This is a genomic window from Terriglobia bacterium, assembly GCA_020073205.1.
Classification (GTDB): domain Bacteria; phylum Acidobacteriota; class Polarisedimenticolia; order Polarisedimenticolales; family JAIQFR01; genus JAIQFR01.
Genome location: JAIQFR010000012.1, coordinates 42,914 through 65,095, shown reverse-complemented (window position 1 = coordinate 65,095; position 22,182 = coordinate 42,914). Strand labels below are relative to the sequence as shown.

Genomic DNA, 22,182 nt, shown 5'->3' with positions numbered 1-22,182 from the left:
GGACGAGGGCTTCCGCGGCCAGGCGCCGGGCCTGGAACAGGAGGTCTCGCTCGCGGAGCGCTCCGGCGGCCTCCACGGCTCTCTCGGCCTCCGCCAGAGCGTCTCCGGGCCGGCGCGCGGCCATCAGGGAGCGCGCCAGGGCGAGCCGCGCCGCCACCGCGACCGGCTTGAGCCCGGCGGTTTCCGCCTCCCTGAGCACGCCTTCGAGGTCCCGGGTCCGGCCGCCGGCGGCGCCCACCTGGATCCTGGCCAGCAGCTGGAGCCTGACGTCCCTCGTGGCTCCCGCGGTGCCGACCGCCTCCCTGAGCACCGTCGCGGCGCGGTCCGGCTGTCCGCCGACCAGCAGCAGCTCGCCCCGATTCGTGAGGATCTCCGCCTCGAGCGCCGAGCTGCCGATCTTCCTCGCGATCTCGAGAGCCTCGTCGAGCGCCTCCACCGCCCCGGACGCGTCGCCCAGGTGGCAGCGGGTGTCGCCGAGGTACGCGAGCGTGGTCGCCACGAGGTTCTGGTCCCCGATCTCGCGGGCCGTCTTCCGCGCTTCGTCGAGGGATCTCAGTGCCGCGCCGAATTCTCCCTGGTCCAGCTCGATGTTCGAGAGATTGGCCAACAGGACGACGGTCGCCGTGCGGTCGCCGATCTTCCGCGAGAGCGGCAGCCCTTCGCTGTAGTACTTGAGGGCCTCGTCGTAGCGTCCCTGGACCTGCTCCACGAGCCCGATGTCGATCAGCGACCGAAGCAGGTCCGAGGGCTCGCCCAGCTGGCGGCGCTTGTCCAGGGCGCTACGCTGGAAGAAGAACGCCTCGTTGTACTGTCCGAGGACGGCCTTCATGTAGCCGATGCTGGCGAAGGTTCCGGCGAGGCTGGCCTCGTCACCGATCTCCCTCAGGATGTCCAGGCTCTTCTGGTAGGCGTCGAGCGCCTCCTGCGCCTTCCCGGCTCCCTGGTAGATGTCGCCCAGGTTCCGGTAATCCTCCGCGGTGCCAGCCCGGTCTCCCAGTCCCTCCAGCGTGTGGAGCGAACGCTTCGCGGTCAGGATCGCGTCGTCGTACTTCCCCGAGTCGTAGAGAACCAGCGCGATGTTGTTGAGCGCGACGCTGACGCCCCTCTGGTCCCCGATCCGCTCCCGGATCGCGAGCGAGTCCCGGTAGTACCGGAGGGCCTCGTCCCGCTTGCCCAGCGAGCGATAGTAGATGTTGCCCAGTCCGTTCAGGACGTCCGCTCGCCCCTGGTCGTTGCCGGACGCGGCGTGGAGCCCGAGGGCGGCGTTGAGTTCGTTGAGCGCCTCGGCCGTGTTCCCGAGCTTTGCCTGTACCCGCCCGAGCGAGTACCGCGCACTGGGGTTCTTGGGATCCAGCTCGACCACCTTCTGGAACGTATTGCGGGACCCGGCGAGGTTGCCGCCTTGCTCCTGAGAGGAAGCGAGATCCGCGAGGGCCTCGGCGTCGTTCGGAGCGATGCGGCAGAGATCCAGGTAGGCCTTGCTGGCGGCCTCCGCGTTGCCGGCGAGCTGGGCCTGGATCGCCCGGATGCGGGCGGCCTCGTACGGAGAGGCGTGCCGCAGCCCCGCGACCGCACGGTCTGCCTCGCGCTTGGCGTCGTCGGACTTGCCGAGCCGGGCGTAGGTCTCGGCCAGGAGGGCGCGGGCGACCGCGAAGTCCGGATCCTGGGCGAGGGCCGCCTCGAGGCTCTTCGCCGCATCGAGGTCGCCTCCCTCGCGTGCGAGGCCCACCCCCTCGCTATACAGACGGAGGGCGTCCACCGACCGCGTCGTGAGCTCGTTGGCGCCGCGCCGGCTCTCGCCCCAGTGCCGGGAAACGCCGAGCTCCTCGCGGACCTTCTGGCCGAGGTCGTCCACCATGGCGAACAGGGAGACCTCCCCCTTCCCTTCCACGCGGACTGGCGCGTCGCGAGAGATGGACGAAGAGCCGACCCGATAGACGCGCGCGTCGAGCCGGAACTGGCCTCCGGCTTTCAGGAGGCCGCCGGTTACCACGCTGTCGGCGCCGAGGAGCTTCGAGATTCGAAGGACCGACGCCGGATCGAACTCGTTTGCCCCGTCGAGCTTCAAGCCGTCGAGGACCTCCCTCACTCGGTCTTCACCGAGCAGGCGGAGGGCGGCCGACTGCTGCAGGTCCGATCGGAGCAGGTCCGGCAGGCCCGTGCGGGTCCAGTCGTAGCGCGCGTCCCCCGTGGAGTTCCGGAAGGGGAGGAGGACGAGCGACGCCTGCGGCTCCACGACCTGGGCCGGCCGTGCCCGGAACCAGCTGACGCCTCCGGCGACGACGGCTGCCAGCGCCAAGACGAGCAGGGCGCCCGACACGGCCCGCCGGATGCGCCGGCGGCCGAGGGCGACCGACGCGTGCTCCCGGTCGAGATCACGGAGCAGGTCCGCGGCACTCGGGTAGCGGTCGGCCTTGTCCCGACGAAGGCAGCGCGCGACGATGCCGGCCAGCCAAGCGGGGATGTCGGAGCGAATCGTCCGGATGGACGGCACGTTCTCTTGGGCCCGCCTCATCAGCGTGGACAACGCGTTGTCCGACTGGAACGGCAGCGACCCGGTCAGCATCTCGTAGAGGATCAGGCCCAGCGAGTAGAGGTCGCTGCGGTGGTCGGGGGTCTCGCCGCGAGCCTGCTCGGGGGACATGTAGGCCACCGTTCCCACGAGCGCGCCGTCCTCGGTCATCGTGCCCCCGTGGTCGAGTGTCCGCGAGATGCCGAAATCGGCGATGTACGCGCTCCCGTCCGCGTCGAGAAGAACGTTCTGAGGCTTGAGGTCGCGATGAACCACCCCGGCTTCGTGCGCGGCCTCGAGGCCGCCGGCGATCTGGCGCAGGAGGCCCAGCGCCTTCTCGAGAGAGAGGGGCCCTTCGTGATCGAGGAGCGCCCGCAGGCTGCTTCCCTCGACGAAGTTCATCGAGATGAACTTCAGGTCTCCGGCCTCGCCGAGGTCGTGGATGCGGACGACGTTCCTGTGGGTGATCCGGCTTGCCAGCAGGATTTCCCGCTTGAAGCGCTCGATGATATGGGGATGGGCCGCCATCTCCGGCCGGATCACCTTGAGCGCGACCACGCGATCCAGCTCCAGGTCGCGGGCCTTGTAGACCGCTCCCATCCCCCCTTCACCCAGGATCGCGAGGATCTCGTAGCGGCTCCCGAGGCGTGCCCCGGGTTGCAGGCGGCTCCCCGCGGGGGAAACGTCCGGCGGGAGGCCCTCGCCGGATCCGGCCTCGGTGGGGGCGGACGTTCGAGAGACGTCCGCCCGTCCCCGCCCCGGGAGCCCTGGGGATCCCGATCCGGCGGCGGAGAGCGCGGCGGCATCCCCGCCGCGAGCGAGCGCGGACCCGCACGCGGAGCAGGTGGAGGCCGTCTCCTCGTTCGACTCGCCGCAGCGTGGACAGAGCATGACGCTACCTCGCGTCGCCGGGGTGAGAGAGCGATCACCCGTGGGGGAAACCGCGGCGAGCGTACGCCGAGCCGCTCCGCGAGGTCAAGGCGGTGCCTTCGCGATACGGTGACGAGGGCGTATCCTCTTCGCTCTCATCCAGAGGAGACCGTGACGAAGCCAACGGTCCGCTCGTCCTTGATACTGCTGCTGGCACTCTCCGGAGCCGCCTCCGCCGCCGAGAGCGACCCCCACACGCCGCGGTTCGTGGCCCTGCCGGCCGTCCACCGAAGCTGGGGGCTCGGACTTCGAGCGGTGGTCGAGCCCAACATCGTCGGGCGCCTCGACCTGGCATGGGGATCCGAGGGGCTCGCGGTCACGACCGGCATCGGTTACACGTTCTGAGCCGAGGCGACCTCGGGCCCCCCCTCCGGGCGACCGGGCGCCGTTCTTGCGAGTGGCGGCCGGCCGGGGTTGGGCGTACTCTTCTCCCATGCGCGCGATCGGCCTGATGACGGCTCTGGCGGTCGGGGTCCTGGTGGCCCCGGGGGTGCTCCGCGCCGAGCCGCCGCCGACCGGCACGGCCCCCGAAGAGAGCGTCCCGCTCTACACCAACGCCGACCTCCTGAAGTTCGGCCCTCCGAGCGGGCCGGACGAGGCCGTCCGGACGCGGGACGAGGGGGAGTGGGAGTTCGTGCAGGCCTTCCTCGATCGCGAGTACGCCCGCGTGGATGCGGAGCGCGATTACGAGATCGAGCGTTCCGTCACCGAGGGGCTCCTGCACCCGGCCGTGTCCTCGTGCCCGAGGTACGTCGCACCCTACCGCGGCGTGTACGGCTTTCCCGGCGTGATGCCGTTCCGCTATCCGCGGTCCGAGGCGTGGCCTCCGTTTGCCGCCCTGGGAACGCGCGGCGTCCGTCCGTCGGAGCGCGGCATGGCGGCGCGACCTCAGGCGTCCGTCCGGCCCGGGCCGTCGCGGTCGGGCGCGGCGCGGCCCGGCCCATCGGGGTCGTAGGAAGCCGCTTCGCGTGGCGCGCCGGGCCGCCAGGACGGCGGCCACCCGTATTGCAGGCGAGCGGGGTGTAGGTATACTCGCGGCTTTGCAGGCCGATCCCGCCTTCATTATCCTCGACCGGCATGTCGCGCTCCGCGCGGGACGGCGGGAGCCGGGCGGAGCCGGCCAGGCGGATCGCGAATGACCGTGACCGAAGCGACACGCGCGGGGGGAGCACGAGCGAGGCGAGGACCGTCGCCCCGGCGGGCGGCCGTGATCCTGGCTACGGCGCTCGCCGTACCCGCGATGGCCCAGGAACGGACGCCGTGGATGCTGGGGGGCGCGCCCGCGGGGAACTCGTTCCTCGGCGGGGTCCCCGAGGGCTCCGCGACCGTGGGGAGGCTCTCGCTCACCCTCGCGGACGCGGTGCAGCGGGGCCTGAGGCAGAACCTGGGCGCGATCCTCGGGGCGCAAACGGTGCGGGCGGCGGAGGCCGGGCGCGACCTGACGCGAGGCGGCCTTCTGCCGGACCTCAACGGGTTCCTGTACGGCTCGCGCCAGGAGATCGACTTGGAGGCCTACGGCTTCCCGGTCGCGCCGGGAGAGTCTCCGGTCGTGGGACCGTTCAACGTGACCGACGCCAGGATCTACGTGGCCCAGCCGATCCTGGATCTCGCGGCGCTCGAGCGCGCGCGGGCGGGCGCTCTGGGGCTCGAGGCGGCGAAGCACGGCTATCGCGACGCGCGGGAGATGGTGGTTCTGACCTGCGCGTCGCTGTATCTCGATGCCGCCCTCGGGGCGAGCCGGATCGAGGCCGCACGCGCCCAGGACGCCGTCGCCGTCGCTCTCCTCGAGCGCGCGGAGCGCCTCAAGGAGGCGGGGGTGGTGGCCGGCATCGAGGTGCTTCGCGCCCGGGTGCAGCGGGCGGCGCAGCGGCAGCGCGTGATCTTCTACGAGAACGAGTTCGCCAAGCAGAAGCTGGCGCTCGCGCGAGCGATCGGCCTCCCCCTCGTTCAGGACTTCGACCTGGCGGACAAGCTCGCCTACGTCTCCGCGCCGCTCCTCTCGCCGGGCGCCGCGATCGACGAGGCGCTCCGGTCGCGCCCCGATCTTAGGCGGGCCGAGGCCGCGCTCGGAGCCGCGGAGACGAACCGCCGGGCGGACCGATTCGACGGCCTTCCCTCGATCCGGTTCAACGCGGACGTCGGCTGGATCGGCCCCACCGGGCCGCGCCTCGAGCGGACGTTCGCGGTGGGGGTCGGCATCAGGGTCCCCCTCTTCGAGGGAGGTCGCATCCGCGCCAACGTCCGCCTGGACGATGCCGCGCTCGCGCAGATCCGCGCCCGCCGGGACGACCTCCGCGCGAGAATCGAGTACGACGTCCGCGCGGCCCTCCTGGACGTCGATGCGGCGGGGGAGCGGGTGAAGGTCGCCCGCGAGGCGCTCGACCTGGCCGACGAGCAGATCCGCCAGGTCCAGGATCGGTTCGCGTCGGGAGTCGTCGGGAACCTCGAGGTGGTGCAGGCGCAGGATGCCCTCGCCACCGCCTCCGACAACTACCTGTCCGCACTGTACGCCCACAACGTGGCGCGGCTCGCGCTGTCCCGCGCGGTCGGGGCCGCCGAGCGGTCGCTTCCGACGCTCCTTGACGGCGGCGGAGGAGGCACGCAATGACGGAACCGCGCATCGAGCCTGAAGGGGCGCCGGCGGGGCCCGCTCCGCGGGCGGGATTGAGCTCGAGGCAGCGTGGTCTGGCGCGCCTCGTGATCCCCGGAGGCGCGCTCCTGGTGGCGATCGTGGGGCTGGCGTTCTGGATCCACGGGCGCGTGCGCGAATCCACCGACGACGCCCAGATCGAGGGGAACATCGTTCCGATCAGCGCGCGGATCGGGGGGACGGTGAAAGAAGTTCTCGTGGACGACAACCAGCAGGTTCCGTCGGGCGCCGTGCTGGTGCGGATCGACGCAAGCGACTACGAGGTCGCCGCGCGCAAGGCCGAGGCGGAGCTGGCCGACGCCCGGGCGGGGGCGCTGGCGGCGAAGACCGCGATCCCGATCACCGAGACCAGCACGGCGAGCCAGCTCGCCGGCGCGCGGGCCGCGGTCGCGGCGGCGAAGCAGGAAGCGGGTGCCGCGGGAGCGCGCCTGACCGAGGCCAAGGCCAACCACGTCCGGGCGGCGTCCGATCTCGAGCGGTACCGGAAGCTCGTGGAGAAGGACGAGATCTCGAGGCAGCAGTTCGACGCCGCCGTCGCCGCCGAGACGGCCGCCCGCTCGTCGGTGGAGGCGGCCGAGGCGGCGGTTCTGTCCGCGAGCAGCCGCGTGGCGCAGGCGGAAGCCCAGCATCGCGCCGCCGGGACCGCCGCGGGGCAGGTTGAGGTCTCCCGCGCCCGCGCGGCCGCGGCGGAGGCGGGGGCCGCGAAGAACCAGGCGCTGCTCGATCAAGCGAGGCTCAACCTCGGCTACGTGGAGATCCGTGCGCCGGCCGCCGGCATCGTCAGCCGCAAGAGCGTGCAGCCCGGCCAGGTGATCCAGGGCGGCCAGCCGCTGCTCGCGCTGGTCCCGCTGGACCGGATCTGGGTCGTGGCGAACTACAAGGAGAGCCAGCTGAGGCGGATGCGGCCGGGGCAGCCGGCGAGCGTCTACGTGGACGCCTACGCCCGCACGTATCGCGGTCACGTGGAGAGCATCGGCGGCGCGACCGCGGCGAAATTCAGCCTTCTCCCCCCGGAGAACGCCACCGGGAACTTCGTGAAGGTCGTCCAGCGCGTCCCGGTGAAGATCGTCCTCGAGAAAGACCAGGACCCGGAGCACGTGCTGCGCCCCGGGATGTCGGTGGTCCCCACGGTGCTCACGCGCTGACCCGGGTCGAGGTCCCGTCCATGAAGAACGTCATCACCCTCGCCCGCGAATACGGCAGCGGAGGACGGGAGATCGCCCGGCGGGTCGCGGAGGGGCTCGCCTGGCGGCTGGTGGACCGTGAGCTGATCGCCGAGGTCGCGCGGAGGGCGGACGTCCCTAACGAGGCCGCGGCGGAGTACGACGAGCGGCTCAACCCCTGGATGGTCCGCATGGCGAAGGGATTGTGGGCCGGCAGCGCGGACTCGTTCGCCGCGGCGCCGCGCGGGGACGTGTTCGACGCGGACCTCATGGCCGAGCTGACCCGGCGGGTGATCCTGGAGGCGGCCGCGCAGGGGAGCTGCGTCATTCTCGGCCGGGGCGCCCAGTGCATCCTCCGGGACCGGACCGACGCGCTTCACGTGTTCGTCTACGCCCCGGCCGAGGACCGCGTGCGCCGGCTCGCCCGTCGCCACGGCGGGGAGGCGGCCGCCCGGATCGAGATGGAGCGGGCGGACCGGACGCGCGCCGCCTACGTGCAGCACTACTACGGCTGCGATCGGACGGCGCGCGAGCTCTACGACCTCATGGTGAACTCGCGGATCGGCGTCGAGGCCGCCGTGCGGATGGTCGTCTGCGCGATGGGCCGGCGGGAGGCGCCCGGTTGAGCGAGGCCGCCGGCAACGGGACGGGCGTCGCGACGGGCGTCGAGGTCAACCCGTGGATCGTCGCGATCGCCGTCATGGCCAGCACCTTCATGGAGGTGCTGGACACGACGGTGGTCAACGTGTCGCTTCCCCACATCGCGGGGACCCTGTCCTCTTCCAACGAGGAAGCGACCTGGGTGCTGACCTCCTATCTCGTCGCGAACGCGATCGTGCTCCCGATGACCGGCTGGCTCGCCAACTTCTTCGGCAGGAAGCGGCTCCTGATGGGCTCGGTGATCGGGTTCACCGCTTCGTCGTTCCTCTGCGGCCTCGCACCGAGCCTGCCGCTTTTGATCCTCTTCCGCGTGGTTCAGGGGATCACTGGCGGCGGGCTCCAGCCGCTCTCCCAGGCGATCATGCTGGAGGCGTTCCCCCCGCGGAAGCGCGGGATGGCCATGGCGTTCTGGGGGCTCGGCATCGTGGTCGCCCCGATGCTCGGGCCGGTGCTCGGCGGATGGCTCACGGACAACTACAGCTGGCGCTGGGTGTTCTACATCAACATCCCCATCGGTCTGTTCGCGATCACGATGACGCAGCTCTACGTGTTCGACCCGCACTACATCAAGCGCGGCTCGGGGCGGGTGGACTACTGGGGGATGGGGCTCCTGGTCCTCGGGATCGGCGCCCTCCAGATCATGCTGGACAAGGGGCAGCAGGAGGACTGGTTCGAGTCCCGGTTCATCGTGACGCTCGCGGTCCTGGCGGGGGTGGGGCTCGCCGCGCTGATCGCCCGGGAGCTCCGCGCGGAGCACCCGATCGTGGATCTTTCCGTCTTCCGAAACCGGACGTTCGCGGCCGGAGTATTTCTCATCACGGTGCTCGGCTTCGTCCTCTACGGGAGCACCGTGCTCCTTCCCCTGTTCATGCAAACGCTGCTCGGGTATTCCGCGTTCGAGGCCGGTCTCGCGACCCTGCCGCGGGGGGCGACCTCGTTCGTCATGATGCCGCTGATCGGCCTCATGATGACCAAGGTCGAGCCGAGGAAGCTCCTGGCCGCCGGGGTCGTCTTCGTGTCGTCGTCCCTGATCCTGCTGTCGCGCATGTCGCTCGACGTGGGGTACTGGAACTTCTTCTGGGCCCTGGTCATCCAGGGAGGGGCGATGGGTCTGCTGTTCATCCCGCTGACCACGATCACCAACGACCCGATTCCGAAGGAGCGGATGGGGAACGCCACCAGCATCTTCAACCTGCTGCGCAACATCGGCGGCTCCGTCGGCATCGCCACCTCGACGACCCTCCTGGCCCGCCGCGCCCAGATCCACACCAACTTCCTCGGCGGGCACGTGGACGTCTACGGCCTCGCGTCGCGCGCGGAGCTCCAGGGGATCGCCGGCGCTCTGGTCCAGCGCGGCGTGGACCCGGCGACCGCCGAGAAACAGGCAGCGGCGGCGCTCTTCGGACGCGTCCAGCAGCAGGCCGCGATGATGTCCTACAACGACGTCTTCTTCCTGATGGCGGTGATGTTCGCGTCCATGCTGCTGCTGATCCCGCTCATGCGGAAGCCGCAGCACCACGGTCCTGTGCCCGGCGCGCACTGAGCCTCGGCGTTCGAGGTCAGATTCCGCGCCGGATGCCGCGGAAGGGAGCGTGGGCGCCCGACCTCGCGGTGGTATTCCTCGGGCTCTCCGAGCGGCGGAAGGGGACGTCCTCCGGGAGCAGCGGCCGCTCGACGAGGGTGATGTCCACCTCGCGCGTCGCTCCGTCGTGAAAGATCTTGAGGTGTGTCGTCGCGCCGACCTCGAGCGAACGCAGCGCCCTGTCGATCTTCTCGAGATCCGACACGGGCGATCCGTCGATTTCGGTGATCACGTCCCCCCCGATCAACACGGTGTCGCCGCCGATCGTGAGGTCGAGCCGGCCGCCGTGCAGTCCCGCCTTCTCCGCGGGACTACCGGGCTCGACGACCTCGACCAGGAAGCCGTCCACGAGAGGGACGCGGAGGAGGTCCTTGAGGGGTCGGCTCACGAGCTGGCCCTGGACTCCGAGCCAGGGCCGGATCACCCGGCCGTGCTCGACCAGCGACGGGAGCACCCCCCGGATCAGATCGATCGGGATCGCGAATCCGATGTTCTGCGCCTCGGGGAGGATCGCGGTCGTGATGCCGATCACGTCGCCGCATCGGTCCATCAGGGGCCCTCCCGAGCTCCCGGGGTTGATGGGGGCGTCGGTCTGGATCAGCGGCTCGGTGAGCGAGAGCGGGATGTTGGGGAGCAGCCGGTTGACCGCGGAGACGATCCCACGGGTGAGCGTCTGGTCGAGGCCGAACGGGTTCCCGATCGCGAGAACCTCCTCACCCACCGGGACGTTCTCCGAATCTCCGAGTCGGGCGACGGGCAGCTCGCCGGAACTCGGCGTGGGGATGCGGACCAGCGCGACGTCGAAGATCGGGTCGGCCCCGACGAGGCGGGCCGGGAGCGTGGACCCATCGTCCAGCGTCACCGTGATGACCTGCCGCGAGAAGACCACGTGGGAGTTGGTCAGGACGAGCCCCGACTTGTCGACGATCACTCCGGAGCCGACCACCCGGGTCATGCGCTCGTCCAGATCGTAGGGGTTCACGGACATCGCCGCGATCGAGACCACGGCGGGCGAGACCCGGTCGTACACGGCCGGGATCGCTTCCTCGCACCGGGCCCGAGGGGCCGGCGGCTTCGACTCCTCGGCGCGGGCGGGGAGTTGGGCCGCGAATCCGGCGGCGGCCAGGATCGCTGCGAGGGCGGTGCGGGGGATCGACGATCGATGGCGCATGGCGACCTCCACGTTGCGGGGCGCGCGGCGGACTCCCTGCGGATCGGCGAGCGCGGTCGCGATCAGCCGTCGCAGCCTCCGGGCGTTCAGCCATCGTATGCTATGCGGGTCCGCGCGTCCCGCGGATTCCGGAGCTCCGGGAGGCAACGCTCCATGAAGCTGGCGATCACCAGGGAAGTGAGCCCGGCCCTCGCACGATGCGAGCTGACCCACGTCGCGCGCCAGCCGATCGACCCCGAGCGCGCGCGGGATCAGCACCATCGGTACGAGCGCCGCCTGACGGACCTGGGCTGCGCGATCCTGCGGCTCCCGGCGGAGCCGGACATGCCCGACTCCGTCTTCGTCGAGGACGTCGCGGTCGTGCTGGACGAGATCGCGATCCTGACCCGTCCGGGTGCGCCCTCGCGGCGGCCCGAGGTGGTCGCCGTCGCCGAGGCGGTTCGACCGTACCGGCCGACCGCCACGATCCCGTCGCCGGCGACTCTGGACGGCGGCGACGTCCTCGTGCTCGAGAAGACGATCTTCGTGGGCCGGTCGTCCCGGACGGACGCGCGGGGAGTCGATGAGCTCTGCCGGATCGTGTCGCCCTTCGGATACGAGGTGAGGCCCGTGTCCCTCTCCGGCTGCCTGCACCTGAAGTCCGCGGTCACGCGGATCTCGGACGACGGCGTGCTGATCCATCCGGGCTGGGCGGACCCCGGCGCCTTCGCCGCCCACGACCGGATCGAGATCGAGCCGTCGGAGCCGTTCGCCGCCAACGCCCTGCTCGTCGGCGGAACGGTCGTCTACCCTTCGGCATTTCCCAGGACCCTCCGCCGTCTCGAGGCGCGGGGGATCCGGGTGGTGACCGTGGACGTGTCGGAGCTGGCGAAGGCCGAGGGCGCCGTGACCTGTTGCAGCCTCTGTTTCGACGTCGCCTGAGCGCCGCGTCTGCGGCCTCGATCAGCGGAACCAGCGCGGCTCCCTCCGCACCGGGACGCCGCCGCTGATCATCCCCTGCAGCACCGGGGAGAAGAACATGTACGGGAAGACGAGGTCGGGGCGCCCCGCCTCCTCCAGCCGCGTCGCGATCCCGTCGGGGAGGTCGAACTCGAGCGCCCGGAGGTCGTCCTCGAGCTGATCGACCTGCGTGGCGCCGACGATCGTCGAGGCGACCGCCTGCCGCTTCGTGATCCAGTTGATCGCGACCTGCGCCGGGGAGCGGCCGATCTCGTTCGACGCGTCCCGAAGCACGTCGAGGATCCGCCAGTTCCAATCGGTGAATTTCCGGAACGCAGGATTCGGAGAGCCTGCGGTTGCCTGAAGGCGTCCCTCGCCGGACGCCCCCTGGCCGGCGCGCGCGTACTTGCCGCTCAGAAGGCCCCCCGCGAGAGGGCTCCACACGCAGATCCCCATGCCCAGCTCGAGCGCGGCGGGGACGTGCTCCCGCTCGATGTTCCGCTCGACCAGCGAGTACTCGAGCTGGAGCGCCGAGATCCGCTCCAGGCCGCGGAGCTCTGCGATCGTCTGGCCCCGGGCGAGATACCACGCCGGCGTGTCGCTCAGCCCGATGTACCGGACCTTCCCCGCGCGCACGAGCGCGTCGAGGGTGGACAGGACCTCGTCGACGGGGGTCAGCCCGTCCCAGGCGTGGAGCCAGTAGAGGTCCATGTAATCGGTCTGGAGCCGCCGCAACGAGCCCTCGAGGGCGCGGAAGACGTTCTTCCGCCCGTTCCCGCCGGCGTTGGGATCGCCGGGGAACCCGTTGAACGTGAACTTCGTGGCCAGCACCACCCGGTCGCGGTTTCCCGCGTCGCGGAGGAAACGGCCCAGCATCTCCTCGCTGCGGCCGCCGGTGTACCCGTCCGCGGTGTCGATGAAGTTCCCGCCGGCCTCGAGGTACCGGTGGAACATCGCACGGGCGACGGTCTCGTCGGCGCCCCACCCCCACTCCGTGCCGAACGTCATCGTGCCGAGACAGAGCGGCGAGACCCTGAGCCCGCTCCGGCCGAGAAGGTGGTACTCCGCCAAGCCGCGAATGCGGCGACCCGAGCCCTCGTCCATGGCACCCTCCTCGGGATCGCTCAAGGGAGCACCTCGACGCGATCGATCCTCACGTGGTCCTCCAGCGGGTCCACCACGAGCGCGCCGAGGCGCGCCCGGTCCAGGTCGTAGACCCGGTCGTCGGCGGTCCGGACCGCATCGCCGAGCGGGTCGAACACGTGGTTGCCCGCCCCGGCGAAGCGCTCCCCCGGGAATTCGGACGCGGCGACGCAGCACCCGGCGACGAACACGCCGTTCTCGATCGCGCGCGCCCTCAGCAGGGTTCGCCAGACGTGGTCCCGCCGCCAGGGCCACCAAGCCACGACCAGGAGCGCATCGACCCGGGCCGCGAGGCGCATGGCGCGCGCCTGCTCGGGGAACCGCAGGTCGTTGCACAGGACGAGCCCGACGGTCCACTCCCCCAGGCGGACCGCGACGTACCGGTCGCCCGGCTCCCAGATCGTCGGCTCGCCGAACGGGCGGAACAGGTGGACCTTGTCGTAGCGGGCGATCTCCTCGCCGGCTCGCCAGAGCGTCATCCGGTTGCGGCGATCCTCGGAGAACGAGCCGAAGCAGAACGCGATCTCCGGGTGCTCCCGCGACACCGCCGCGAAGGTCCTCCGAACCCGGTCGGGCTCGACCTTCCGCTCGTAGCCGTGGAGGAATCCCTCGGGGTACACGCAGACCCCCGCTCCCGCGACGGCCGCGGCGGTGGCCTCCACTCCCACGCGCTCCAGGTTGGATTCCACGTCGAGGCATACCCAACGGGCGAGGTAGATTCGCATGAGGACATTCTACCGGCACCCGGCTCCGCAGCCACCACCCCACGAGGCGATGCCCTAGGGGCCCTTCCTCTTTGCACGCCCTCGGTAACGGTTACACCCCTCGCCGGCCGACCCGCGCGGCCTCCCGGTCGCCCGGGACGCGCGCGGTGGGCCGAATGCTCCCCATTCCGGCCCGTTCGGCCCCTGTTGACCCGGGTCAAGTCGCCGAGGGCGTAGGGGCACGTGGCTTGCGCATTCATCGGCGCGGGGGGAAGTTCCCGGTTCCGAACGTCGCACGGAGGTGAACCCGCCATGGCCCCCACGCGAAGATCGCTTTCGCTGCTCGCCCTGGTCGTCGTCGCGATGGTCTCCGCCGCCTGCTCGAGCTCCGGCGGCGGAAGCGGCGGGATGCTCGGCCCCGGGCAGGCGCGTCTCAACATCGTGATCCACGACGAGACCTCGCCGGCCTTCTCCCAGGCGAACGTCACGTTCTCCGCCATCGAGGTCCGTGATTCGCAGGGGGTCTGGGTCCCGGTGTCCGGAACGTTCCCGATGACCATCGACCTGCTGACCCTCGTCAACGGCAAGACGCTGACCCTGGCCGCGGGAGCGGTCCCCGCCGGGACGTATGACCGCATTCGCGTGACGATCGCCGGCTCGGAGCTGGTCCTCGCCAACGGGACCACGATCACGATCACTCTGCCTCATGCCGGCGTGACGGTGGAGCGCATGGTCTCGTTCACGGCGGTGGAAGGCCAGCCGGTGACCATCACCCTCGACTTCAAAGTGGACCTTTCGTTCAAGCTCCTCGAAGGGATGGAGTGTCAGTTCGAGCCCGAAATCGACGTCGAAAGCGTCGAGCACGAACACTGACCCCCGTCTCACCGCCTGCCCGGCCGGGGATCGCTGCCGATCCCCGGCCGGGTCCCGCCTTCTCGCTCCTCAGGAGGCCGGGGTCGAGGCCTGCTTCAGCTCCTGGATCGCCTTCCGCAAGGTGTCGCGGGCGAGCTGGGCGCAGTCGAGCTTGGCGTCCGGGATCTTCCCCAGGAAGTCCACGATGTCCTTGACGTCGAGCTTCGCCGCGTCGTCGAGCGTCATTCCGCGGATCATCGTGGTCACGCCGGCCGCACTGGCCTGGAGCCCCGTGCACCCGACGTGCTCGAAGCTGGCCTCGCGAATGACGCCGCGGTCCACGTCGAGGTAGAGTCGCAGCACGTCGCCGCACTGTCCCTGGTGCGACGACTTCACCGAGAAGACCGGGAGCTGGCCGAAGTTCCTGTCCTCGGCGATGAACCGGATCGCCTTCTCGGAGTATCCGAGATCCCTCAACAGCTCGCCTCGGTCCTTGTCCATGATCTCGCCCCCTCGGGCCGCCGGACGGCCCGGCCGACAACGTGGACCCCGATCCCCTCCGCGTCCAGCGAGGCGCGGCCGGCGGGAACGGCTACGCGGATCCCTCGTCCGGCCAGGGAGGCAGCAGTTTCAGCAGTTCCCAGAGGATCCCGAACGGAAGGAGCAGCACGAGGATCGCGGGCAACAGTCCCTCGCGGGTGGCGAAGTGCATCTTGTAGGTCGTGTACCCGAGGAAGCTCTTGGAGAACAGCTGCCCGCCGATCACGACGTTCCAGCGCATCGCGAAGATGCCGACGAGGGTCAGCGCCCCGGCGGCGACGTAGAACCCCTTCCGGGCGGGCGCGGTGGTCCGCACGACCTGGACCAGGGCGAGGAGCCCGATCGGGACGAGGGTGCCCACGATGATCTGCAGGATCACCTGCGACGTGTACAGCCGCGTGTGGACCATGAAGTCGAGGCTCTTGAACGACTCGTCGGCCTCGTAGATCCGGTGGATGAGGTCCAGCATCTCGAGGGAGAAGTCGATGATGAACGCGTACAGGAGGTAGCGGCCCATGGTGTCCACGCACGCCATGTCGGGCTGGCGTCCCCGCGCCCACGACAGGGCCATGTAGAGGAGCAGCACGGCGGCGATGCCGGACACGATGGCCGAGAACAGGAACACGATGGGCATCAGCGGCGTCGACCACCACGGGTTCGCCTTCACGGAGCCGAAGATGAACCCCACGTAGCCGTGGAGGAGGAACGCGGACGGGATCCCGACGATCGTGACGAACCTCCCGACCCTCGAGTCGATCTCGAGCGAGCGGGGGCTGATGTCGTCCGAGCCCAGGGAGAGGGCCCGGTACAGGAGGCGCTTCGCCCCGCGGCTGGCCCGGGCCGTGAGCACGATGTCCTTGCGGTAGTCGAGCCAGATCTCGAAGACCAGCACCGCCAGCAGGTACCACAGGTACACGAAGCCGAACATCGCCATGGCGGAGCTGGTGTGCGGCGTCGTGTACATCTCGTACGAGCGCTCCGGGTGGCCGAGGTGGAGCTGCAGCGGGAGCGGCGCCGCGATCAGGAACGCCAGTGCGGTGAGGAGCGCGAGCCGGTAGGTGGGCTTCACCGCCTCGACGTTGAAGACCCGCTCGAGCGAGGCGAGGATGAACGCGCCGGCGACGAGCCCGGTCACGAACGGGTAGAGCACGATGAGGATGCTCCACTGGAGCTCCACCTCGTTGGGGTACATGAAGCCCTGGACGCCCTGCAGCACGCTCTCCATCGCTTCGCTACCTCACCGAGCCGTCGAGGCCGTTGTAGTAGGCCTTGGCGCCGGTGGCCATCTGCGGCTTCAGCACCTGCACGCCGTGGGTCCTCAGGAACTCGTGGATCGGATCGCGGGGGTCCTTGAGGTCGCCGAGGGTCCGCGCGCCGGTGGGGCACGTCTCGCAGCAGGCGGTGGTCAGCCCCTTCGTGATCCGGTGGTAGCAGAGGCTGCACTTGTCCACGGTCTCGGTGCGCGGGTCGATGAACCGGCAGCCGTAGGGGCACGCCTGGACGCAGTACCGGCAGCCGAGGCAGTACGTCTTGTCCACCAGCACGACGCCGTCGGGGCTCTCGAACGTCGCGCCCACCGGGCAGACCTGCACGCACGGGGAATGTGCGCAGTGGTTGCAGAGCTTCGGGACGAAGAAGTTCTTCGAGCCGTCCCCGGCGTGGTACTTCTCCTTGAACCCGTCGAACCCGCCGTTCGGGGAGTCCACCTCGGGGTGGTCCTCGGCCTCGGGGCGCACGAGGTCCTTGGCCGGCACGTGGTATCGCTCGACCCAGGTGCGGAAGTAGTACGGCTCCTTGAGGACGTCGTTCTCGATCTTGCACGCGCGCACGCAATTGCCGCAGCCGATGCACTTGTTGATGTCGATGATCATGCCCCACCAGTGGTCGGCGAGCTTGTAGGCATCGGCCTCCTCGGGGCGGCCGGCCAGCACGAGATCGAGGGCGCTGGCGGCCGCGGCGGAGAGGACCAGGAGCCTCCCGCCCTCCTTCAGGAATCCCCGGCGATCGACGGACATCCGCGAACCTCCTAGGCGACTTCCGGATGGTGGGGCTTGTGGCAGGTGTTGCACGCCTCGCCGCCGCCGTGCTCCCCGGGATCGACCTTCGGGAACCCTCTCGGCTTGGCGACGTTGTCGCGGTGGCAGACGAGGCAGACGGTCTTCGGGTCCGGCCGAACGGGCTTTCCCGTCGTCGGGTCCGAGGCATGGGCCGCGAGGGGTCCGTGGCAGGCTTCGCAGCGCACCGCCGCGTGCTTGCTCCCCTTCCTCGCTTCGACGACGTCGGAATGGCACTCCTCGCAGGCGGCCATCCCCGCGAACTGGAGCGGGCGGCCGCGGTTGTCCTCGAGCGCTCCGCTCCGGAAGTGCCCGTACTCGCCGAAGCCCTTGGGCACCAGCGATTGCCGTAGCAGGAGGAACGCGGCGACGCCCGCCAGGAACAGGAGCGCCGCGCGGACGAGGTGCTGAACCTCCCGGAATCGTCCCCTCATGCCGATGCCACCCTCTGAATTCCCACCGTCCCCTCCTCGTCCGGGCCGCTCGACGCCGCGCGCGCGGGCCGAGCCTCCCGTCATGACCCGGGCGGCTTCCCGGGGAGCAGCGCGCGCTCCTCGGAAAAGAACGTGATCGAGGTCCGGTTCTCGTCGGTCCCGGTCGGAGCGTGCTCGTACTCCAGCTTCACCGTGACGAACGCGGTGGCGTCCGCCGGGACCTTGAAGCGGAAGTGCTCGGTGCGCTCCTCGTCGGCCTTGAGCCGGGTGTCGGAGGCGAGACGGACGCCCCGGGCGAAGTAGGAGCTGTCCCTGGAGATCGGCTCTCCTCCCGCGGTGACGAAGTTCTTCCCATAGGTCCGCCGCTCCTCGTCGGGGTCCTTGCCGCCGGCGCGGACCTTCACGCTCAGGATCACATGGCGGCCCGGCATTCCGGTGGGAACGGCGTGGCCCGCTCCGCGGTTCCGGAGCCGCACGTCGAGGAGGATCGCGTCGGACTCGCGCCTCGGCAGGAGGGCGACGTCCAGGGCCCGATTGAGCTGCTCCAGGGAGTGTCCCCCCGGAACTTCGTGCAGGTTCACCTCGGCGTCGGGCACCCTCTTGACGATGGGATCCACGACGTCGGCCTTCGTCCGCCCCATGTGGCAGCGCTGGCAGCTCTTGCCGGATCTCCCCGCTTCGCTCTGCCGCCACTCGGAGTACGTGGTCATGAGCGGCGTGCCGTCGGGGCTGGCGAACTCGTGGCACGGCGCGCACACCAGCGCCTGCGCGTGCAGCTCGGAGTAACGCACGTCGTGCGCCTGCGAGGACGCGTCCTTGATCGGCCCGCGCTTCACGACCCCGACGTCCAGCGTGTACCTCGCTCCCGCCGCCGAGGTTTCCACCGCGGTGATCGAGTGGCACACGTCGCAACTGACGCCCTCCCAGGACAGCTTCTGGGTGAGGTCGTAGTCCTTCGTCACGCTCACCACGGGCGCGTGGCACTCGAGGCAGGTTCGGCCCACCGCCGCTCCCTCGCGGTCCTTCGTCTGGCGGTACGCGTCGAGGAAGACCGGATCCTCCATCGACCTGGCGTGCGCCGACGCCCGCCACATCCGGTAGATGTCGCGATGGCACTCCCCGCACGTGTCGCTCCGGCTGAACCGTCCCTTGACGATCGGGGTCGCGAGACCCGGCGCCGAGCACGCGAGCGCGCACGCGACCGCCACGACGAACCCCACGCGCCTCATCCGTGCCTCCTGGAAAGAGGACTCCAATGTCCGCAATGGACGCCCTCTCGGGCGTCATGTGTTACCAGGTATCGCGTCGATGTCAAGATGAAAGTCCCGCGCGGCGGAACCCGGGCGATGCGGCGGCGTGCTCGGACTCAGGAGAGGAGGCTGAGGTCCCTGAGCTTCCGGTACAGGTTGCGCTCGCTGATGCCCAGCATGCGCGCGGCGTTCCCGCGGTGACCGCCGGAGGCCCTGAGCGCACGCTCGATGTGCTCCTGCTCCAGCTCCTGGAGCGTGAGGAACCGGTCGCCGGCCGCGGCGTCCCGCGTCGCGGGGGAGGGAGGCGTCCTCGAGAGCGCGGCGAGGTGCTCCGGGAGGATCTCCGGTCCCTCGCAGACGACCATGGCCGCCTCGATCACGTGCAGGAGCTCGCGGACGTTTCCCGGCCAGTCGTGCCGGCGGAGGAGATCCAGAGCGCCGGGTCCCATGCGCTTGCGGAAGCCGTACCGGTCGTTGAGGAGCCCGACGAAGTGCTCCGCCAGCGGCTCGACGTCCTCCTTCCGCTCGCGCAGCGGAGGGAGCGCGATGGTGATGGTGGACAGGCGGTAGTACAGGTCCTCGCGAAAGAGCCCCTGCCGGACCAGGGCCGCGAGGTCGCGGTGGGTCGCGGCGAGCACCCGGACGTCCACGCGGATCTCCGCGGTACCGCCGACGTGCCGGAACGTCGACGTGTCGAGGACGCGGAGCAGCTTCACCTGGGTCGACTGGCTCACGTCGCCGATCTCGTCGAGGAAGATCGTGCCCTGGTGCGCGACCTCGAAGAGGCCCGGCTTCGCGCGGTCGGCTCCCGTGAAGGCGCCGCGCTCGTGACCGAACAGCTCGCTCTGGAGCAGCTCCTCCTGGAGGGCGGCGCACTCGATCACGACGAACGGGCGGTCCTTCCGCGGGCTGCGGGCGTGGAGCAGCTTGGCCACCATCTCCTTGCCGGAGCCGGTCTCGCCGCGGATCAGGACCGTCGAGTCGGTCGGAGCCACGCGATCGATCAGGCCGAGCGTGCGGCGGAACTGCGGGCCGGCTCCGACGAAGGACGCCCCCGGATCGCGCGGGGTGAGGCCGCGCTCGAGCAGGCTCGCGCGCCGCGTCAGCGCCTGCCTCTCGAGCGCGCGCTGGACGCGGACCTCCAGCTCGTCGAGAGGGCACGGCTTGGCCAGGTAATCGAACGCCCCCCTGCGTATCGACTCGATGGCGGTGTCGATCGAGCCGTGTCCCGTCAGCATGATCACCTCGGTGGCGGGGCTCTTCTCTCGAACGGCCTCGAGGACCTCGAGCCCGCCCATGTCGGGGAGCTGGAGGTCGAGGAGAACCACGTCGGGCTGCAGCTCCGAGGCCATCCTCACGGCCTCCTGGCCCGAGCCGGCCGCGGAGACCGCGAAGTCGAGGCGCTGAAGCTCGGAGGCGAGCACCTGCCGGAAGGTCGCGTCGTCGTCCACGAGGAGCACGGACACCGAAGGCTTCATGGGGCCCCTCCGGGCGGCGCGGTGCCTCCCGCGGCGGGAATCGACACCTCGAACGTGGAGCCGCGCCCGGGCGCGCTTAGGACGCGGATGTCGCCGCCCCACTGGCGGACCAGGTCGAGGGACAGGAACAGGCCGAGTCCCGTTCCTCCACGCCGATCGCTGAAGAACGGCTCGAAGATCCGCTGCTGCTTCTCCGACGCGATGCCGCACCCGTCGTCGATGACGCGGATCCGGACGGGATCGCCGCCTTCGGCGCCCAGGACGACCCGGCCGTCCCGCCCGCACGCCTGGATCGCGTTCAGCGCCAGGTTCAGCAGCACGTGGTGCAGGTCGGCCTCATTGACCCGGACGGACGTCCCCGGCGCGACGGGCTCCACGCGGATCGTCACGGAGGCCGCGCGGGCCGTGGGCTCGATCAGCCGGGTCACGGCCGCGAGGGTCTCCGGGAGGTCCACGAGGTCGCCGGGCGACCGCTGCCCTCTCGACAGGCGGAGAAAGTGCTGCGTGATCCCGCGGCACCGGAGAAGCTGCTCCCGCGCGATCGAAGCGTTTTCCCCGATCCGGCGCCAGTCCTCGGGGTCCGAGCGGCCCTCCGCTCGCGCGGAGCGCTGGATTCCCTCGACGCAGGCGAGGATCGTGGCGAGGGGCGTGTTCAGCTCGTGCGAGAACCCCGACGCCAGCAGCCCCAGCGACGCCAGCCGGTGGGATTCCGCGAGGCGGGCCTCGGCCGCGCGCCGCTCCGAGATGTCCCGCCAGACCTCGACGACCTGCGCGATGGCGCCGGAAGGCCGCCGGATCGGCGACGCGTGCACCTCCTCCCAGGCGGGCTCGCCCGACGGCGTCCGGCGCTGGCAGATCCGGACCTGGTGCTCCCCGGTCCTGAGGCACGCCAGGGTCGGGCAATCGACGGCGCCGCACGCGCCCGCCGCGGTCTCGAGGCACGAAGAGCCGAGGACGCCGGCGCGATCCCGGCCGGTGCGGCGCAGGAACGCGTCGTTGGCGGCGAGGATCTTCCGATCCCGGTCCAGGACCACGATGCCGTCGTCGATGCCGTTGATGACGGTCTCGAGCTCCTGGCGCTGGTCGCGGACGTCCGCGAGCAGTCCCGTCATGGTGTCGGCCATGGAGTTGAACTCCCGGCCGAGCCAGGCGAGGGTGTCGGAGCCCTTCACGGGCACGCGCCGCTCGAGATCGCCCGCCGCGATCCGGCGCGCGGTGGTCTCGAATCGCTGGAGCCGGCCCATCACCGAGAGTCGCACCACTACCGCGATGGCGCCGACCAGGAGGAGCGCCAGGCCGGCGCTCCCCCCGACCATCCACCGGAGATCGCGATTCATCGTCGCCCGGATCTCGCCGGCGTCGACGTCCACGATGAGGATGCCGTTGATCCGGTGGCCCGGATCGTGGCACCGGTGGCACGCCTCCCGGTTGCGCACCGGGATCACCGTGCGCAGCAGCGTCCCCTGGCCCGTCTCGATGACCCGGCTCGAGGCTCGCTGCTCGGGCGGGAGGCGGTGGCACGCCTGGCAGGTCGGCGAATCGATCTTCAGCTGCCGCTCGGTCACCTGCGGCGCGCTGGTGTACCGCACCTGCCCCTCGCGGTCGAGCAGCATGACCTTCTCGACGTTCGGCTCCCGGCCGAAGGTCTCGATCATGCTCCCGATGAGGCTGCGGTCGTTCTCCATCATCTGGTGCTCGAGGCCGGCCCGGATCATCTGTCCCTGGGCCAGCGCCGTCGACCTCGCGGTCTCCAGGAGGGTCCGGAAGTGATGGACGGAGTACAGGTAGGTGCCCGCGGCGCAGGCGATCGCCACCGCAGCCGTGACCCCCACGGTCAGCCCGGCCGTCATGCTGGTCAGGCGGAGTCTCATCCGGGCTCCGGGGAAATCCCACGCGCAAGGCGAGCCGGCAGCGACGTTTCCCATACTGCGCGGGCGAATCGGCGGTGTCAACTTCTGACATTCCGTCAGGCAGGTCCTGACAATCTGTCGGGACCGAGCCGGATCTCGCGGGTCTCGCCGCGCCAAGGTCCCGGGAAACCGCGCTTCACGGCGTTCCGGCGACCCTGCCGCCGCTGGCAGGCGGAATGCAATCGCTGACCCCGTCGGCGCACGGAGGAG

Annotated in this window: 19 protein-coding genes; 8 read left to right on the top strand and 11 right to left on the bottom strand. The window is 70.5% G+C overall.

Going from position 1 to position 22,182, the window contains the following annotated elements; all coding sequences use genetic code 11:
• On the bottom strand, positions 1 to 3,403 hold a 3,403-nt coding region (locus LAO51_04375), incomplete at its 3' end, for a tetratricopeptide repeat protein (protein MBZ5637977.1).
• A gap of 150 nt (positions 3,404 to 3,553) precedes the next feature.
• On the opposite strand from LAO51_04375, the gene LAO51_04370 reads away from it, so the two are divergent.
• The 6 genes from LAO51_04370 to LAO51_04345 all read left to right on the top strand — a co-directional run bounded on the left by LAO51_04370 (position 3,554) and on the right by LAO51_04345 (position 9,458).
• Entirely contained in the window at positions 3,554 to 3,787 is a 234-nt protein-coding gene (locus tag LAO51_04370; GenBank protein MBZ5637976.1) for a hypothetical protein, read from the top strand.
• Positions 3,788 to 3,893: 106 nt separating this feature from the next.
• Positions 3,894 to 4,397: a hypothetical protein gene (locus LAO51_04365; GenBank protein ID MBZ5637975.1), complete on the top strand. Its 504-nt coding sequence runs from the start codon at positions 3,894 to 3,896 to the stop codon at positions 4,395 to 4,397.
• Positions 4,398 to 4,649: 252 nt separating this feature from the next.
• A complete protein-coding gene (locus LAO51_04360; GenBank protein MBZ5637974.1) occupies positions 4,650 to 6,050 on the top strand; it encodes a TolC family protein in 1,401 nt (466 codons plus the stop codon).
• Complete coding sequence (locus LAO51_04355; GenBank protein ID MBZ5637973.1) at positions 6,047 to 7,237, top strand: HlyD family secretion protein; 1,191 nt, start codon at positions 6,047 to 6,049, stop codon at positions 7,235 to 7,237. The genes LAO51_04360 and LAO51_04355 overlap by 4 nt, the downstream gene beginning before the upstream one ends.
• A 20-nt stretch (positions 7,238 to 7,257) precedes the next feature.
• A complete protein-coding gene (locus LAO51_04350; GenBank protein ID MBZ5637972.1) occupies positions 7,258 to 7,881 on the top strand; it encodes a cytidylate kinase-like family protein in 624 nt (207 codons plus the stop codon).
• A 74-nt stretch (positions 7,882 to 7,955) separates the two neighbouring features.
• Positions 7,956 to 9,458, top strand: coding sequence for a DHA2 family efflux MFS transporter permease subunit (locus LAO51_04345; protein MBZ5637971.1), 1,503 nt, complete (start codon positions 7,956 to 7,958; stop codon positions 9,456 to 9,458).
• A gap of 16 nt (positions 9,459 to 9,474) precedes the next feature.
• On the opposite strand, the gene LAO51_04340 is transcribed toward LAO51_04345, so the two are convergent.
• Entirely contained in the window at positions 9,475 to 10,668 is a 1,194-nt protein-coding gene (locus tag LAO51_04340; GenBank protein ID MBZ5637970.1) for a trypsin-like peptidase domain-containing protein, read from the bottom strand.
• A 153-nt stretch (positions 10,669 to 10,821) separates the two neighbouring features.
• Between LAO51_04340 and LAO51_04335 the strand changes: the two genes are divergently transcribed.
• Complete coding sequence (locus LAO51_04335) at positions 10,822 to 11,589, top strand: dimethylargininase (protein ID MBZ5637969.1); 768 nt, start codon at positions 10,822 to 10,824, stop codon at positions 11,587 to 11,589.
• A 21-nt stretch (positions 11,590 to 11,610) separates the two neighbouring features.
• Here LAO51_04335 and LAO51_04330 read toward each other — a convergent pair whose 3' ends face one another.
• Both LAO51_04330 and LAO51_04325 read right to left on the bottom strand, forming a co-directional pair.
• Positions 11,611 to 12,711 (bottom strand): aldo/keto reductase, encoded by a 1,101-nt coding sequence (locus LAO51_04330; GenBank protein ID MBZ5637968.1) that lies wholly within the window; start codon positions 12,709 to 12,711, stop codon positions 11,611 to 11,613.
• Positions 12,712 to 12,731: 20 nt separating this feature from the next.
• A complete protein-coding gene (locus LAO51_04325; GenBank protein MBZ5637967.1) occupies positions 12,732 to 13,475 on the bottom strand; it encodes a hypothetical protein in 744 nt (247 codons plus the stop codon).
• Between the two features lie 291 nt (positions 13,476 to 13,766).
• Here LAO51_04325 and LAO51_04320 point away from each other — a divergent pair, with 291 nt between their 5' ends.
• Positions 13,767 to 14,327: a DUF4382 domain-containing protein gene (locus LAO51_04320; protein ID MBZ5637966.1), complete on the top strand. Its 561-nt coding sequence runs from the start codon at positions 13,767 to 13,769 to the stop codon at positions 14,325 to 14,327.
• A 69-nt stretch (positions 14,328 to 14,396) separates the two neighbouring features.
• Here the strand turns inward: LAO51_04320 and LAO51_04315 are convergent, their stop codons facing one another.
• The 7 genes from LAO51_04315 to LAO51_04285 all read right to left on the bottom strand — a co-directional run bounded on the left by LAO51_04315 (position 14,397) and on the right by LAO51_04285 (position 21,933).
• Positions 14,397 to 14,807, bottom strand: a complete 411-nt coding sequence (locus LAO51_04315; protein MBZ5637965.1) for an iron-sulfur cluster assembly scaffold protein — start codon at positions 14,805 to 14,807, stop codon at positions 14,397 to 14,399.
• A gap of 91 nt (positions 14,808 to 14,898) precedes the next feature.
• Positions 14,899 to 16,071: a polysulfide reductase NrfD gene (nrfD, locus tag LAO51_04310; GenBank protein MBZ5637964.1), complete on the bottom strand. Its 1,173-nt coding sequence runs from the start codon at positions 16,069 to 16,071 to the stop codon at positions 14,899 to 14,901.
• A gap of 7 nt (positions 16,072 to 16,078) precedes the next feature.
• Positions 16,079 to 16,861, bottom strand: a complete 783-nt coding sequence (locus LAO51_04305; protein ID MBZ5637963.1) for a 4Fe-4S dicluster domain-containing protein — start codon at positions 16,859 to 16,861, stop codon at positions 16,079 to 16,081.
• Positions 16,862 to 16,872: 11 nt separating this feature from the next.
• Complete coding sequence (locus LAO51_04300) at positions 16,873 to 17,334, bottom strand: cytochrome c family protein (GenBank protein ID MBZ5637962.1); 462 nt, start codon at positions 17,332 to 17,334, stop codon at positions 16,873 to 16,875.
• An 80-nt stretch (positions 17,335 to 17,414) separates the two neighbouring features.
• Positions 17,415 to 18,563 (bottom strand): hypothetical protein, encoded by a 1,149-nt coding sequence (locus LAO51_04295; protein ID MBZ5637961.1) that lies wholly within the window; start codon positions 18,561 to 18,563, stop codon positions 17,415 to 17,417.
• A 137-nt stretch (positions 18,564 to 18,700) separates the two neighbouring features.
• Positions 18,701 to 20,062 (bottom strand): sigma-54 dependent transcriptional regulator, encoded by a 1,362-nt coding sequence (locus LAO51_04290; protein ID MBZ5637960.1) that lies wholly within the window; start codon positions 20,060 to 20,062, stop codon positions 18,701 to 18,703.
• Positions 20,059 to 21,933, bottom strand: coding sequence for a PAS domain-containing protein (locus LAO51_04285; GenBank protein MBZ5637959.1), 1,875 nt, complete (start codon positions 21,931 to 21,933; stop codon positions 20,059 to 20,061). The genes LAO51_04290 and LAO51_04285 overlap by 4 nt, the downstream gene beginning before the upstream one ends.
• Positions 21,934 to 22,182 lie beyond the last annotated feature (249 nt).

Coding starts and splice junctions, on each gene's coding strand:
- LAO51_04365 (MBZ5637975.1), top strand. CDS start 3,894: ATGACGGCTCTGGCGGTCGGGGTCCTGGTGGCCCCGGGGGTGCTCCGC.
- LAO51_04355 (MBZ5637973.1), top strand. CDS start 6,047: ATGACGGAACCGCGCATCGAGCCTGAAGGGGCGCCGGCGGGGCCCGCT.
- LAO51_04350 (MBZ5637972.1), top strand. CDS start 7,258: ATGAAGAACGTCATCACCCTCGCCCGCGAATACGGCAGCGGAGGACGG.
- LAO51_04345 (MBZ5637971.1), top strand. CDS start 7,956: ATGGCCAGCACCTTCATGGAGGTGCTGGACACGACGGTGGTCAACGTG.
- LAO51_04340 (MBZ5637970.1), bottom strand. CDS start 10,668: ATGCGCCATCGATCGTCGATCCCCCGCACCGCCCTCGCAGCGATCCTG.
- LAO51_04335 (MBZ5637969.1), top strand. CDS start 10,822: ATGAAGCTGGCGATCACCAGGGAAGTGAGCCCGGCCCTCGCACGATGC.
- LAO51_04330 (MBZ5637968.1), bottom strand. CDS start 12,711: ATGGACGAGGGCTCGGGTCGCCGCATTCGCGGCTTGGCGGAGTACCAC.
- LAO51_04325 (MBZ5637967.1), bottom strand. CDS start 13,475: ATGCGAATCTACCTCGCCCGTTGGGTATGCCTCGACGTGGAATCCAAC.
- LAO51_04320 (MBZ5637966.1), top strand. CDS start 13,767: ATGGCCCCCACGCGAAGATCGCTTTCGCTGCTCGCCCTGGTCGTCGTC.
- LAO51_04315 (MBZ5637965.1), bottom strand. CDS start 14,807: ATGGACAAGGACCGAGGCGAGCTGTTGAGGGATCTCGGATACTCCGAG.
- nrfD (MBZ5637964.1), bottom strand. CDS start 16,071: ATGGAGAGCGTGCTGCAGGGCGTCCAGGGCTTCATGTACCCCAACGAG.
- LAO51_04305 (MBZ5637963.1), bottom strand. CDS start 16,861: ATGTCCGTCGATCGCCGGGGATTCCTGAAGGAGGGCGGGAGGCTCCTG.
- LAO51_04300 (MBZ5637962.1), bottom strand. CDS start 17,334: ATGAGGGGACGATTCCGGGAGGTTCAGCACCTCGTCCGCGCGGCGCTC.
- LAO51_04295 (MBZ5637961.1), bottom strand. CDS start 18,563: ATGAGGCGCGTGGGGTTCGTCGTGGCGGTCGCGTGCGCGCTCGCGTGC.
- LAO51_04290 (MBZ5637960.1), bottom strand. CDS start 20,062: ATGAAGCCTTCGGTGTCCGTGCTCCTCGTGGACGACGACGCGACCTTC.
- LAO51_04285 (MBZ5637959.1), bottom strand. CDS start 21,933: ATGAGACTCCGCCTGACCAGCATGACGGCCGGGCTGACCGTGGGGGTC.